13 protein-coding genes and 1 tRNA gene are annotated in these 13,902 nt (G+C 65.4%); 7 read left to right on the forward strand and 7 right to left on the reverse strand.

Features of this window, described 5'->3' with window-relative positions:
- Nucleotides 1–4 precede the first annotated feature (4 nt).
- Nucleotides 5–886: a flotillin family protein gene (locus tag ACZY0R_RS30940; RefSeq protein WP_488863773.1), complete on the forward strand. Its 882-nt coding sequence runs from the start codon at nt 5–7 to the stop codon at nt 884–886.
- Between the two features lie 75 nt (nt 887–961).
- Here ACZY0R_RS30940 and ACZY0R_RS30945 read toward each other — a convergent pair whose 3' ends face one another.
- The gene (locus ACZY0R_RS30945; protein ID WP_488863775.1) at nt 962–1,939 is read right to left on the reverse strand and encodes a Bug family tripartite tricarboxylate transporter substrate binding protein; all 978 of its coding nucleotides are present in this window, start codon (nt 1,937–1,939) and stop codon (nt 962–964) included.
- Nucleotides 1,940–2,046: 107 nt separating this feature from the next.
- Between ACZY0R_RS30945 and ACZY0R_RS30950 the strand changes: the two genes are divergently transcribed.
- Complete coding sequence (locus ACZY0R_RS30950) at nt 2,047–3,015, forward strand: LysR family transcriptional regulator (RefSeq protein ID WP_488863777.1); 969 nt, start codon at nt 2,047–2,049, stop codon at nt 3,013–3,015.
- 91 nt (nt 3,016–3,106) lie between these two features.
- Here the strand turns inward: ACZY0R_RS30950 and ACZY0R_RS30955 are convergent, their stop codons facing one another.
- On the reverse strand, nt 3,107–4,105 hold the full coding sequence (locus tag ACZY0R_RS30955) for a Bug family tripartite tricarboxylate transporter substrate binding protein (RefSeq protein WP_488863779.1): 999 nt from the start codon (nt 4,103–4,105) through the stop codon (nt 3,107–3,109).
- Nucleotides 4,106–4,268: 163 nt separating this feature from the next.
- Nucleotides 4,269–5,897, reverse strand: coding sequence for an acyl CoA:acetate/3-ketoacid CoA transferase (locus ACZY0R_RS30960; RefSeq protein ID WP_488863781.1), 1,629 nt, complete (start codon nt 5,895–5,897; stop codon nt 4,269–4,271).
- 160 nt (nt 5,898–6,057) lie between these two features.
- Between ACZY0R_RS30960 and ACZY0R_RS30965 the strand changes: the two genes are divergently transcribed.
- The 3 genes from ACZY0R_RS30965 (at nt 6,058) to ACZY0R_RS30975 (ending at nt 7,746) form a co-directional block, all read left to right on the forward strand.
- A complete protein-coding gene (locus ACZY0R_RS30965) occupies nt 6,058–6,852 on the forward strand; it encodes an IclR family transcriptional regulator domain-containing protein (protein ID WP_488863783.1) in 795 nt (264 codons plus the stop codon).
- 128 nt (nt 6,853–6,980) lie between these two features.
- Nucleotides 6,981–7,130 carry a hypothetical protein gene (locus ACZY0R_RS30970; RefSeq protein ID WP_156177184.1) on the forward strand — a complete coding sequence of 50 codons (150 nt, stop codon included), beginning with the start codon at nt 6,981–6,983 and terminating at the stop codon, nt 7,128–7,130.
- Nucleotides 7,131–7,317: 187 nt separating this feature from the next.
- Nucleotides 7,318–7,746, forward strand: coding sequence for a GNAT family N-acetyltransferase (locus ACZY0R_RS30975; protein ID WP_488863785.1), 429 nt, complete (start codon nt 7,318–7,320; stop codon nt 7,744–7,746).
- 130 nt (nt 7,747–7,876) lie between these two features.
- Here ACZY0R_RS30975 and ACZY0R_RS30980 read toward each other — a convergent pair whose 3' ends face one another.
- Nucleotides 7,877–8,125 (reverse strand): NAD(P)H-binding protein, encoded by a 249-nt coding sequence (locus ACZY0R_RS30980; RefSeq protein ID WP_488863787.1) that lies wholly within the window; start codon nt 8,123–8,125, stop codon nt 7,877–7,879.
- A 454-nt stretch (nt 8,126–8,579) separates the two neighbouring features.
- Here ACZY0R_RS30980 and ACZY0R_RS30985 point away from each other — a divergent pair, with 454 nt between their 5' ends.
- The gene (locus ACZY0R_RS30985) at nt 8,580–9,047 is read left to right on the forward strand and encodes a hypothetical protein (RefSeq protein WP_488863789.1); all 468 of its coding nucleotides are present in this window, start codon (nt 8,580–8,582) and stop codon (nt 9,045–9,047) included.
- Nucleotides 9,048–9,134: 87 nt separating this feature from the next.
- On the opposite strand, the gene ACZY0R_RS30990 is transcribed toward ACZY0R_RS30985, so the two are convergent.
- Together ACZY0R_RS30990 and rpoD are read right to left on the reverse strand one after the other, a co-directional pair.
- Nucleotides 9,135–9,213, reverse strand: a tRNA-Ile gene (locus tag ACZY0R_RS30990).
- A gap of 27 nt (nt 9,214–9,240) precedes the next feature.
- Nucleotides 9,241–11,514, reverse strand: coding sequence for an RNA polymerase sigma factor RpoD (rpoD, locus tag ACZY0R_RS30995; RefSeq protein WP_488863791.1), 2,274 nt, complete (start codon nt 11,512–11,514; stop codon nt 9,241–9,243).
- Between rpoD and ACZY0R_RS31000 the strand changes: the two genes are divergently transcribed.
- On the forward strand, nt 11,504–11,899 hold the full coding sequence (locus ACZY0R_RS31000; RefSeq protein ID WP_488863793.1) for a hypothetical protein: 396 nt from the start codon (nt 11,504–11,506) through the stop codon (nt 11,897–11,899). The two genes, rpoD and ACZY0R_RS31000, sit on opposite strands and share 11 nt — an antisense overlap.
- Nucleotides 11,900–11,981: 82 nt before the next feature.
- Here the strand turns inward: ACZY0R_RS31000 and dnaG are convergent, their stop codons facing one another.
- Nucleotides 11,982–13,796, reverse strand: a complete 1,815-nt coding sequence (gene dnaG, locus ACZY0R_RS31005) for a DNA primase (protein WP_488863795.1) — start codon at nt 13,794–13,796, stop codon at nt 11,982–11,984.
- Nucleotides 13,797–13,902 lie beyond the last annotated feature (106 nt).

Genomic DNA, 13,902 nt, shown 5'->3' on the forward strand with positions numbered 1-13,902 from the left:
GGCCGTGCGCACGCGCAAGGTAGAGGCCGAGCGCGACGTGCGGGTCAAGGAGATCGAGCAGCAGCGCGTTACCCAGATGGCGGCCATCGAGCAGGCCAAGGTGACGGAAATCGCCGAGCAGGAAAAGGCCATCGTGATCGCCGCCAAATCGGAAGCGCAATCGCAGGCGCAGGGCCGCGCCAACGAGGCACTGGCTGAAGCGGTCAAGGCCGAGCAGATGGTGGAGACCACGCGGCGCACCGCGGAAGCCGACCGGGCCAAGCAGGTGGCCCTGATCGAAGCCGCGCAGGAGGCCGAGACCCAGGCCGTGCACGTCACCACGCAGGCGCGCGCCGAGCGCGAGGCGGCGCAGATGCAGGCCACCGCCATCGTCGAACTGGCCGAGGCGGCGCGCAAGAAGGGGCTGGCCGAAGCCGAGGCACAGCGCGCGCTCAACGACGCCATCAACGCGCTGTCGTCGGACCAGACCAGCCTGAAGTTCAAGCTGGCGCTGCTGCAGGCGCTGCCGGGCGTGATCCAGCAGACCGTGGAGCCGATGAAGGCGATCGACGGCATCAAGATCATCCAGGTCGACGGCCTCAACCGCGGCGGCGCGGTAGCGGGTACCGGCGACGCGGGCAATGGCGGCGGCAATGGGAATGGAAATGGCAACGGCAATCTCGCCGAGCAGGCGATGTCCGCAGCGCTGTCCTACCGTGCGCATGCGCCGCTGATCGATTCGCTGCTGAAGGAGGTGGGCCTGACCGGCGGCTCGCTGCAGGGACTGGTCCCCGGCCTCGCGGCAGCCGCGGGGCACAACGCGGATGCGCAGGTCTTGCCGCTGCCGCACGCCAGCTACGCCGCTGGCGGGCCAAGGATCGAACCGGAAAGCGCCGCCAGCAACTGACGGCTGGCCGGCTAAGCCGCTGACAACGGGCCGCATGCATTGACCGCATGCGGCCCGCTTTTTTTGCCTTCTTGCTCAGTCGAGCTTCGCGCCCGACTCCGCCACCAGCGTCTTCCACACCGGCCACTCGCGCGCGAAGATGGCCTGCGACTGCGCGGGCGTGCTGCCCACCGGACGCAATCCAAGCGCGGAGAAGCGCGCCTGCATGTCCGGCGTCTGGATCAGCGCCCGCACCTCTTCATCCAACCGCGCCACCACCGGCGCGGGCGTGCCGACCGGCGCCAGCAAGCCGATCCAGCCCAGCACCGTGAAGGCGTTGTCGTCCATGCCGGCTTCCGCGAAGGTCGGCAGGTCCGGCAGCACCTGGCTGCGCTGCGTACCCGTCACCGCGATCGCCTTGAGCTTGCCGCTCTGGATGTAAGGCTTGGCCGACAGCACGCTGGCCACGGCCCACTGCACCTGGCCGCCCAGCAAGTCCTGCAGCATGGGCGCTTCGCCCTTGTACGGCACGTGCACCATCTCCCCGTGCGTGACCTTGCTAAAGTAGGCGCCAGCCAGGTGCGGATAGGAGCCCACGCCCCAGGACGCGTAGCTGACCTTGCCCTTGTGGGCGCGGCCGTAATCGGCCAGTTCCTTGACCGACCTGACCGGCAGCGACGGCGTGGTGACCAGCACCAGCGGCGCATCGGCGATCACATTGACCAGGGTCAGGTCCTTGCGCGGGTCGTAGGGCAGCCTGTTGTAGAGGAACTGGTTGGTCAGCACCGATTGCGTGATCGTGACCAGGAGCGTGTAGCCGTCCGGCGCCGCCTTGGCCACCGCATCGGTGCCGATGATGCCGGAGGCACCGGCCTTGTTATCCACAATGATGGGCTGGCCGAGCTTCTTGCTCAGTTTTTCGCCTAACGCACGCGCCACGATGTCGCTGCCGCCGCCGGCCGCGTACGGCACCACCACGCGCAGCGGCTTGACCGGATAGGCGTCCGCCATCGCATGGGAGGTCATGAGGGAAGTGCCGCCAAGGGCCAGCGCGAGAAAAGCGCGTCGAATCATCCGTGTCTCCTGAAATCTTCTTTTATTGGTGAGGGACATGCTTACCGACTTGAGAAAATACGTCCAATGCAATATTTTTCAGTTTTCCATGCATAAAAAGCAAAATCATGGGACTGCGCCGCCTGCATCATTTCGTCACGCTGATCGAGCAAGGCAGCTTTGCGCGTGCCGCCACCGTGCTGCACCTGTCGCAACCAGCGCTGTCGCGCAGCATCCAGGGCCTGGAAGCGGAGTTCGGCAGCCAGTTGCTGGACCGCAGCTACGGCAAGGCGCGGCCCACGGCTTCCGGCAGCATCGTGCTGGAGCGGGCGCGCCGCATGTTGCGAGAGGGCCGGGAACTGCGGCGGGATCTCGAACTGCTGCGCGATGTGGAGATGGGTGAGGTGAGCGTGGGCTTCGGGCCGTTTGCCGCGGCCTTCCTGATGGAGCCGGTGCTGACGGCGCTGCTGGCACGCTATCCAAAGCTGCGCATCGATATCGAGATCGCGGACACGCCCTCGATGGCGCAAAAGCTCAAAGCCGAGCAACTGGACTTCTTCGTCGGTGAAAGCCAGAGCCTGAAGGAGCAGCCCCAGTTGCGCATCGAGCGGCTGCGCGCGCTCGAAACCAGCTTCTTTGTGCGCAGGGACCATGCGCTGGCAGCGCGCGGCGCGATCGCGCTGACCGAGCTGCTGGCGTTTCCCGTGGCGGGGCCGCGCATCCCGGCGCGGGTGGCGGATTTCTTCCGCGGCCGCATCCACGCCGAAGCCGGCGAAGACGCGCGCGAACTGCTCACCGTGACCTGCGACGACATGCATACGCTGCGCACGCTGATCCTCAACACCGATGCGGTCGGCCTGGTACCACGGGCCATGATGAGCGCCGAGGAGGCAAGCGGCACGCTGGTGCCGCTGCAGGTGACGCCCGCCATCGACCTCAAGGCCGCCTATGGCCTGGTCTCGCTGGCCGGACGTTCGCTCTCGCCGGCGGCGCAGGCGCTGGTTGGGCTCGTGCACCAGATACTGCCCGGCCATCCGGCCCTGAACGACGAGCGCCGCGCGGACAAACCCTTGCCGTCCCAACCTGCCGCGCAGTAAAAAAAAAGGCCGGACAACTCCGCGTGCCCGGCCTTTCCCTCCCAATCGCCCCGATCCGGCCGGCGGCTGCGGGACACTAATCCCCGTCGCCTCAGTCGCCCTTGATGCCGTTGTCCTGGATCACCTTGCCCCACTTCTTGTAGTCGTTACGCATACGCGCCGCCAGTTGCTCGGGCGGCTGGTAGGCCGCGACCGTGCCCGCGCCCAGCATCTTTTCCTGCACCACCGGGTCTGCCAGCGCGGCCTTCAGTTCGGCCGACAGCCTGGCAATCACATCCTTGGGCGTGCCGGCCGGGGCCAGCAGGCCACCCCAGGCGGTTGCCTCGAAGCCGGGGAAGCCCTGCTCCGCCACCGTCTTCACATCGGGCGTGAAGCTCACGCGCCTGGCCGAGCCCACGGCGATGGGCCGCAGCTTGCCGGCCTTGATGTGCGGCAGCGCCGCGATCATGTCGGAGAACATCATCGGCACCTGGCCCGCCAGCAGATCGGAGATGGCCGGCGCGCTGCCTTTGTAGGGCACGTGCTGCACGTCGAAATGCCCCGTGCTCTTGAGCAGTTCGGTGGACAGGTGGCCAAAGCTGCCATTGCCGGCGCTGGTGTAGTTGAGCGCGCCGGGCTTGGCCTTGGCGCGGCCGATGTATTGCTGCAGGTCGGTCACGTCGGGCATGGCCTGCGGGTTGACTACCATCACGATGGGCAAGTCGTAGGCGGAGCCGATCGGCGTGAAATCCTTGAAGATGTCGTAGCCCTTGCGGCTGATCAGGTGCGGTGCCAGCAGCGTGGGCGTAGCCAGCACCATCAGCGTGTAGCCATCCGGCGCGCTCTTGGCAACGGCTTCCGCGCCGATCGTGCCGGAAGCGCCCGGGCGGTTGTCCACCACCACCGTCTGCTTGAGCGATTCGCCCATCTTCTGGCCGATGATGCGCGCGGCGGTATCGGTCGGACCGCCCGGCGGGAACGGCACCACCAGGCGGATCGGCTTGGACGGATAGGCTTGCGCGAAGGCCTGCGGCGCGCACAGCGGCAGCGAAACGCCCAGGATGGCCGCGCCCAGGCGGCGCGAGAAAATACGACGGCTTGTCTTCTGCATGATGAGTATGAAACGTAATCCAGCAATGACGCGTGCCCGCTTCACAGCCTGCACGCGTCGGCGATCCAGCAAAACCAACGGGAAAGACAGGACAAAGCTTCGATGGCCTCCTCCATGACCGGTCATGGCCGGCCGTTTGTTATCGGGCAGCTACCCAGCGGCCTCAGAGCTTCAGCGGACCCGGGCGGAACAGCCGCGCATCCATGGTGCGCAGGTCGGGCGCCACGGCGACCGCGGTGGCGCACTGGTCCAGCACATCGCGCTGCAGGTCGATGCCCGGCGCGATCTCGATCAGGGTCAGGTGCTCCGCGCCGATGGCGTCGGGGCGCATCTCAAAGACGGCACGCTCGGTGATGTAGAGCACGGGGATGCCAAGCGAGGCCACATAAGGGCCGTTAAAACTCAGGTGCGAGACCTGCGGCACGATCTTCTTCACGCGGCCTTCGCGCACGATGCGCAAGGCGCCGTCTTCGGCGTGCACTTCAAGGCCGCCGGCCGTGAGCGTGCCGACGAAGACCACCGCCCTGGCGCTCTGCGTGATGTTGATAAAGCCACCGACCCCGGCGATCAGAGCTTCGCTGCCTTCGCCGAACTTGCTGACGTTGACGTTGCCATGCCCGTCCAGCTCGGCCAGCCCGAGGATGGCCAGGTCGATGCCGCCGCCCTCGTAGAAATCGAACTGCGCCGGCTGGTCGACCACCGCTTCCGGATACGCGGAGGCGCCGAAGCTGAGGCCGTCCGCCGGCGTGCCGCCGATCGGGCCGGCTTCCACAGTGAGCGTGAAGCCCTCGACGCCGGCCTGCGCCGCCAGCATGCCGACCGCGGCCGGCATGCCGACGCCAAGGTTGACCACGCGCGGCTGCCGGCGCGCCAGTTCCAGCACCGCCCGCCGCTGCACGATACTGCGGGCGTCGAGCACGGTTGGCTCGGCCGGCGCGGGCGCGCTGGCGGTGCTTGCCGCCTCGCCTTGCCACGGTGTGACGTAAGCCGGATTGAACGACTCCGCGAACGTCATCTGGTGATGCGCCGGCTCCTCGCTCACCACCACGTAATCGACCAGGATGCCGGGCACATGGATGGCCTGCAGGTTGTCGTGGTGATCCACCAGCGATTCCACCTGCGCGATCACGATGCCGCCGGAGTTGTGGGCGGCCTGCGCCAGCGCCAGCAGTTCGTGGTGGAAGGCCTCGCGGTGCGTGCTCAGGTTGCCGCGGGTGTCGGCGGCGGTGCACCGGATCAGCGCGCAGTGGACCGGAAAGCTCGGGTAGAACAGGTATTCGTCGCCGCGGAAATCGATCGCCTCGACCCAGTTCGCGCGGCCTTCGGCAATGGCTTGCCGCGCGCTTCGGTTGACGGCGCCGCCATGGTAGCGGCTGTCCTGCGCCGTACGCGGATCGACAAAGGTGTGCAGGCCGATCTTGGTCATCACGCCGGGCTTGCCGCCGGCGATGGCGCGGTACAGGTGCGTCAGCACACCCTGCGGCAGGTTGTAGCCTTCGCACTGCTCGGCCATGGCAAGCGCCGCCAGCCGCGTGGCGGAGCGCCAGTGCCCGCCGACGATGCGGCCGGTCATGCCGGCATTGCCGAAGTGGTTCACCCCGCGCGCGCCGCGATCGCCCTGCCCCGCCGAATACACCAGCGTCAGGTCGCGCGGCAAGCCGGATTCCAGGAAACGCCGCTCCAGCGCGTCCGTCACCGCTTCGGCATGGCCGGCGCCCACGAAGCCGGCACTGGCCACGGTCCACTGGGATTGCACGAGCGCAGCAGCCTGCTGCGCGCTGATCACCTTCATGGCTGTCTCCATCGTGTTCTTCTTGCCGGTCGTTTCTCGTGTGAGTCGTACCGCGCTTTGCGAACATTTGTTCGCAAAACGCATATCATACGGAGTCATGCCGGCTTCGCGCAAGTGCGCTTAGCGCACTAAAATCCCGCTATTTCGTTATCTCCCTTCCATGAACAGCCCCGACGATCCCCAGGCAAACCCGCAAAAAAAGGAAGAGCTGCTCGATTCGCTGACCAACGGCCTGGCGCTGCTCCGGCTGTTCGCCTCCGGCACGGGCAGCCTCACCATGCAGGAAGTGGCTGAGCAACTCGACGTCACCCGGGCAGCCGCGCGGCGCCTGTTGCTGACGCTGCAGCACAACGGATACGTGGCGCAGGACGGCCGCGACTTTTCCATCACGCCGCGCGTGATGGACCTGGGCTTTGCCTACTTTGCCTCGATGGACCTGCCGCGGCTGGCCGGGCCCTACCTGAAGGCGCTCGCGGTGGAAGCCGGGGAGACGTGTTCGCTGGGCGTGCTCGACGGCGAATCGGTGACGCTGGTGGCACGCGAGGAGCCACAGCAGATGCTGCGCGTCGACATGGGAGTTGGCCGCCGCATGCCCGCATACGCGCACTCGCTCGGCCGGGTGCTGCTGGCGGGACTGGACGACGCGGCACTCGAGGCCTATCTCGCGACGGCGCAATTGCGCAAGCTCACGCCGTTCACGGTCAGTTCGCGCACGGCGCTGGCGCGCACGCTCAGGCAGGTACGCAGCGACGGCTACTGCACGCTGGTCAGCGAACTGGTGGACGGCTACGCAGGCATCTCGGTGCCGCTGCGCGCGGCCTCCGGCAAGGTGGTGGCCGGGCTGGGCTTCAGCATGGTGCTGGGCAGCCGCGACGCGGCGCACCTGCTACGCCACCACCTGCCGCCCCTCAGGCGCGCCGCGGAGGAAATCGGAGCACTGCTGCGCACGCGCTGAATGGCGCCGGCGGGACGCCGTACTGGCGCGTAAGCCACATTGGCCAGGCTTTGCCCGAGCCCGAGGCGAGACAGGCGCGCACGGCCTAGAATGGAAAGCGGGCCAGTTCATTGCCAGAGGAGCGCGCCATGATTGCCTCGATCGTGCTGACTTTAGCCGTCCTACTGCTCTATGTGTTTGCCGTAAGGGCAGTTTTCTTCCGCAAGTCGGTGTTCTACCCCACGCACACCCACCCCCTCCAGTACTGGTGGGACCGGCTCACGCACCGCCGGGGCTGACCGCCGCAAGCCCATTGCCTGCCGCCGGCCCGCCGGGCCGGCCCGGACCGCGTTTGACCGCATCACCCGCATGACTATCAGATCGCTCGACTGGGCGCGCGACGGCGCCGGCATCCTGAATCTCGACACCAGCTAACAGACCGATCGCATCTACGCGGTAAGAAGCGGCCCGCTCGGCATCTGGCTGGTGGAACAAGCCCTGGGGCGGCCTGTACTCAACCACTATGACGCCTCGGGCTTCGAGCAGGATTGCGCGCGGGCGGATCACGCGCTCGTCTTCGAAAGCGCCAACGGCGTCATCTGCGGCTTTGCCACCGTCAGGCTCGAGCCATGGAACCGGTCGGCCATGCTGAGCGCGATCTTTGTCGCCCCGTCATTCCGCGGCACCGGCATCGGCCGCGTACTGCTCGGGGAAATCAACCGCCTGCTGCAAGCTACGCCAGCCCGCTGCCTGCGCGCGGAAACGCAGAATACGAACTATCCCGCCATCGGCTTTTACCGTGCGTTGGGATTCTCGCTGTGCGGGCTGGACTGGGATCTGTACGACCCAGACACCGCGGGCACGGAAACGGCTCTGATCTTCACCCGGCCGGTGGTGCGGAAAAATGCTGGCTAGGCCTTGGCGCTGTTGAACGGCGAATGGCATCTGGCGCAAGCTGGTCGCGCACGGAACTGCGCTTCCCAAGATGCGTGGGGCACTGCCTCCGCCCGCACAGCACGGCCCAGCAACTTCGCTCCGCATCGCGTCACGCCCACGGATATCGCCGACGCGCTGTCGAGCAAACCACACGTGCGGGCGCGCCGCTGAAGGCACGCCGCAGCGCCTGCGCATCGCCCACGTCGGCGAGCACCACCTCGCAGCCTCGCGAGGCCCATTCACTGCCCTTGTGCGCCGTGCGCGCCACCGCGCGCACATTCTTGCCAGCCGACAACAGCACGCGAGCCACCGCGGCGCCAACCTGCCCGGTAGTTCCAGTCACACCAAACATCGTCATCTGCACTCGATCGCAGCTTGTGCCGCGGTGACCGGATTGCGGTTCGTTGCGGGACATTTAGCGATAACATGCCCACGGCAGGTGTTGGGGCCGCGCCCCGGCGCGTTCGTTGATGCTCATCCGTACCTGACGCTGGACCTGGTGACGCGCGACAACTTAGGCGACATGATCGCCGACGATTTCTACATGGCTTTTCGCTTCTGGCCGGATGAGCGCTTTCGCTCTACGCGCTGTATCCGTCGCGGCAGCATCTGCTGGCGAAAGTGCGGGCGCTCGTTGATTTCGTGGTGTCGCTGTGCGGACGGTAGCCACGACTGGGCACCGCTGGATGTGTAACACCATCGGTACGTCCGTCACGCCGCAGAGGCTATCAATTCGGCCGCCCACGGCGCCCATCGTTCCGCGTGTGCAGCCAGGCCAGCTAATTCATTTCAGTTTCTTTAAAGGAAAAGACGTGCCATTCATCATCGCCGGCCTCGCATTGATCGGTGCCCTCATCTACGGCGCGGTCCGCCTATACACCGCGGTGGCCGCGGCCTTTGGCTGGATTGCCGGGACCACCGCAGTCGCGTTCTGTGCGGCACTGCTCGCTGCATTCGTCGCAAGCCTGGTCCGCCGCTATCGCGCGATCCACGGCGTCAAGATCAAAGGCGAACGCATCGTATCGCTGGAGGGATCGTGGGGGACGATGCGTGTGGATCCGGAACGCAAACGTGGCGCCCTGGACATCGACGGCCAGCACGCCAAGTTCATTTTTGCGGATATTGCAGGCGCCAGCGCGTTGGAAAATGGTGGCAAATGGATGCTTGCACTGCGTCTTGAACACAATGCGCAAGGCAATTGGAATATCCCGATGGCGAATCGCAAGGAGGCAATGCGCTGGGCGAAGATATTCGACTTGGCTGCCGTGCAGAAACTTTGAAAGCTGGCACGACAGGGTTCACCCGAGCAGCATCGGTAACAGCGTAGAAAAAAACCCCGCAGAAACCTGCGGGGCTTTTCTCAATAATGGTGGGCCTCCCGTGAGTCGAACACGGCACCAACGGATTATGAGTCCGCTGCTCTAACCAAGCATGAGCTAGAGGCCCAGGAAAGTCAGACCGGCATGATACCGATCAACTACCTTCGAGGAAACTCTTAAGCTTATCAGAGCGGCTCGGATGGCGCAGCTTTCGCAGTGCCTTGGCTTCTATCTGGCGAATCCGTTCGCGGGTGACGTCGAACTGCTTGCCGACTTCTTCCAGCGTGTGATCGGTGCTCATTTCGATGCCGAAACGCATGCGCAGCACCTTGGCTTCGCGCGGCGTGAGCGAGTCCAGCACGTCCTTGACGACGTCGCGCATGGAGCCGTGCAGCGCTGCTTCGGCCGGGGCCAGCGTGTTGGTGTCTTCGATGAAGTCGCCCAGATGGGAGTCGTCATCGTCGCCGATCGGCGTTTCCATGGAGATCGGTTCCTTCGCGATCTTCATGATCTTGCGGATCTTGTCTTCCGGCATCTCCATCTTCTCGGCCAGCGTTGCCGGATCCGGCTCGTTGCCGGTTTCCTGCAGGATCTGGCGCGAGATGCGGTTCATCTTGTTGATCGTTTCGATCATGTGCACCGGGATACGGATAGTGCGCGCCTGATCGGCGATCGAACGGGTGATGGCCTGGCGGATCCACCACGTGGCGTAGGTCGAGAACTTGTAGCCGCGGCGGTATTCGAACTTGTCCACCGCCTTCATCAGCCCGATGTTGCCTTCCTGGATCAGATCGAGGAACTGCAGGCCACGGTTGGTGTATTTCTTGGCGATCGAGATCACCAGGCGCAGGTTGGCCTCGGTCATCTCGCGCTTGGCTTCGCGGGCGCGCTTCTCGCCCTCGCTCATCTTGCGGTTGACGTCCTTGAGCTCCTTCAGCGGCAGCACCACGCGCAACTGCAGGTCGATCAGCTTTTGCTGCAGTTCACGCACGGCCGGCACATTACGCTCGACGGTGACGCTGTACGGCTTGCTGTCCGCGATGATCGTGTCGATCCACTCGAGGTTGGTTTCGTTACCCGGGAAGCGGGCGACGAAGTCCGCGCGCGGCATGCCGCACTTGTCCACCACGATCTTCAGGATGGAGCGTTCAAGCTTGCGCACTTCGTCCACCTGGCCGCGCAGCGTGTCGCACAGGCGTTCGACGTTGCGCGCGGTGAAGCGGATGGTCATCAGTTCGTTCTGGATGGCTTCCTGGGCCTTGACGTAGGCCTTGGACTTGTAGCCCTCCTTCTCGAACGAGCGGCGCATCTTGTCGAACTGCTCGGCGATGACGCGGAATTTCTCCAGAGCGCCCTGCTTCAGTTCTTCAAGCTGGCGCGCGGAGGCAGCCAGGCCACCGGCATCGTCGTCCTCGTCTTCGTCGGACTCTTCATCGTCCGACTCCTCGTTGTCTTCCTCTGCCACTGCCGCGACAACAGGCGCCGGCGCCGCCACGGGAACATCCTCGGCGTTGGGGTCGATCAGGCCATCGACGAACTCGTCGATCTTGATCTCGTCGCTGGCAACGCGTTCGGCCAGGGCCAGGATCTCGGAGATCGTGACCGGGCACGCCGAGATCGCCATCACCATGTCTTTCAGGCCGGCTTCGATGCGCTTGGCGATTTCGATTTCGCCTTCGCGCGTGAGCAGTTCCACCGTGCCCATCTCGCGCATGTACATGCGCACGGGATCGGTGGTGCGGCCGAACTCGGAGTCCACCGTGGAAAGCGCGGCCTCAGCTTCTTCCTCGGCTTCTTCCTCGCTGGTGGCGGACGGGGCATTGTCGTTGAGCAGCAGCGTTTCCGCGTCCGGCGCCTGCTCGTAGACGGCGATGCCGATGTCGTTCAGCGTGGCGACCAGGGTGTCGATCGTTTCCGAATCGACCATGTCGTCCGGCAGGTGATCGTTGATCTCCGCGTAAGTCAGGTAACCGCGTGACTTGCCCAGCTTGATCAGCGCCTTGAGCTTCTGGCGGCGCACCTCCAGTTCTTCCTCGGTGCCCTGCTGGGTCGAGGCGAACTCCTTGAGCAGGGCCTTTTCCTTGGCCTTGCGGTCGCGAGCCTTCTGCTTTTCGGACTTGGGGGCGGCCGCAGGCGCCGCGGCGGGGATCTCGTCTTCGTAAAGCTCTTCAGTCACGTCGTCTGTAGTGCTGTCGTCGTGCTGCGATCCGGCCTTGGGCTTGCGGCCACGCTTCTTCGGCTCCGGCTTGACTGCCGGAGCGGCGGGACGCTCGGATGCAACGGGGGCGGAAGTTGTGGCAACCGGCGTGTCCTCGGACGCGGGCACGCCTGACTTGGCGTCTCCCGTCTTGGCGCTGGCCGCTGCCGTTCGCTTGCTCTCGACTTCGGTATTCTGCTGTTTCGCCACGGTAATACTCTTGCCTTTCACAGGTACAGACGCGGCGTTCTTGCCGCTTGTATTGGCGCTATCGCCGCTCTCGCGTGCCGAAGTCGAGGGCCTCAAGTCCTCGGATATGCGAGTCCCGGTGGTGGTGGACGCTGCGGGCGCCTTGGCGCTCCGAGCAGTCTTAGCTGGCACAGGCTGGGCTGGCGTCTTGACTGACGCGGCTGTCTTCGCAGCCGCCGATGTCTTCGCGGACGCCTTGCCGCTCCCTGATTGGGGAGCATTAGTGGAAACCTTTTCGGTTGCTTTGGCCTTTGCCATTGGCACGCTCACTTTCACCAGAACGGGAGAGAAAGATTTCGCTATCCAAACCGCCTATTGTAGCACGTCGCAATTAGCCGGCTTCCCAACAGGTGAGGATTTCACCTGATAAATCAAGGCTTAAGCTCAACAAGGTCAAGCTAAACCTTCACCTATTTGTCACCACAAGCCTTGACCGACCTACCGGACGGTCAACCCAACTGGCGCCGGCGGTTGATCTCGCTGACCAGCCATCGCATCCGGCTCTTGCCAGCCTCGTCCGCCGTACCCATCACCACCGACTGCTGTAGGCTGGCGAGTTCACGCTGCAACGGCCCCGCCAGCAGCTTGGCGATGGCCGCGTCGAATTCCTGCTCCGCCGGTTCCTCGTCGATCTCTTCGCGCAGTACCGCCGCACGCACATTGGCGTAGACCTCGGCATACGGCGACTGCGCGAGATGCTCGCTAAAGGCCGCGAAGTTCACTTCGCCCTGTAATTCGTCGCACGCGGACACTAGGTGCGACAGCACCTCGGCATCGGCTTGCTCATCCTCCAGCAGTAGCGCGCGGCTATCGGCGTCGAGCCGGCTCGAGAGCTGCGGATAGCACATCAGCAATTGCAGCACGCGCTGCTCCAGCCCCGTGGGCGCCTGACGCTTGGTGCGCGGCCGCGGCTGGGCAAAGCGGCCGACCCGCACCGGGTCGCTGGCCAGCCCGCAGACCGCCTCGATCTCGGCAGGCGTGGTGCCGGTAGCGTCGGCCAGTTCGCGCACGATCTGCAGGCGCAGGCCGCCGCCGGGCATGGCCTGCAGCAACGGCTTGGCCTCGTACTGGGCGCGGGCGCGGCCTTCCGGCTGGCGCAGCTCCTGCCCTTCCGTCACCACCTGCAACAGGAAGCGCGACAGCGGCATGGCGTCGCGCACCTGGGCGGCGAAGGCATCGGTGCCCTGCTCCCGCACATAGCTGTCCGGATCGTGCTCGGCGGGCAGGAACAGGAAGCGGATGGTCTTGTTATCCGCCACATAGGGCAGGCACGCCTCCAGCGCCCGGCGCGCCGCGCGCCGCCCGGCGGCGTCGCCGTCGAACGAGAACACCACGGCGTCGGTCTGCCGCAACAGCTTTTGCACGTGCACGGCGGTGCAGGCAGTGCCCAGCGTGGCCACGGCGTTGGCAAAGCCCAGCTGGGCCAGTGCCACCACGTCCATATAGCCTTCGACCACCAGAACGTAGCCGGTTTCCCGGATCGCATGGCGTGCCTCGAATAAGCCATATAGCTCGGTACCCTTGCTGAAAAGCGGGGTTTCCGGCGAGTTCAGGTACTTCGGCTCACCCTGCCCCATCACCCGGCCGCCGAAGCCGATCACCTGGCCCTTGGCGTTGCGAATGGGGAACATGATGCGGTCGCGGAAGCGGTCGTAGCGCCGCGGCTTGCCGTCGGCGTCGCGCTTCTCGGCGCTTTCGATCATCAGGCCGGCTTCCACCAGCGGACCGGCGATGGCGTCGTCGCGATAGCTGCCGAACACCGATTCCAGCCCCTGCCAGTCGTCAGGTGCATAGCCCAGCCCGAATTGCGCCGCGATCTCGCCGGTCAGGCCGCGGCCCTTGAGGTACTGGATCGCCTGGGGCGCGCTGCGCAGTTGCCGCCGGTAGAACTCGGTGGCGCGCGTCATGGCATCGGTGAGCGCGAGCGAGCGAGCCTGCTGTTCGGCGCGCTGTGCCGGCGGCAACCGGTCGCGGTCCTCGGGCACGGACAGGCCGACCGATTGCGCCAATTCGCGCACCGCGTCGGGGTAGGACTGCCCGGAGTACTCCATCAGGAAGCCGATGGCCGAGCCATGCGCGCCGCACCCGAAGCAGTGATAGAACTGCTTGGTCGGCGAGACGGTAAAGGACGGCGACTTCTCGTTGTGGAAGGGGCAAAGGCCCATGAAGTTGGCGCCGCCCTTCTTCAACTGCACGTACTTGCCCACCACATCGACTATGTCGACACGGTTGAGCAGGTCCTGAATGAAGGATTGCGGAATCACCCGGCTTGTCGTCCTCTGGCCGAGCCGCCCGTGGCAGCGGGCGGCGGCAATATTGTGAATGCGTGACCGGCACTGCGCTTTCCGGCCCCATAACACTACATTGTAG

The organism is Cupriavidus sp. F041 (genome assembly GCF_057814235.1).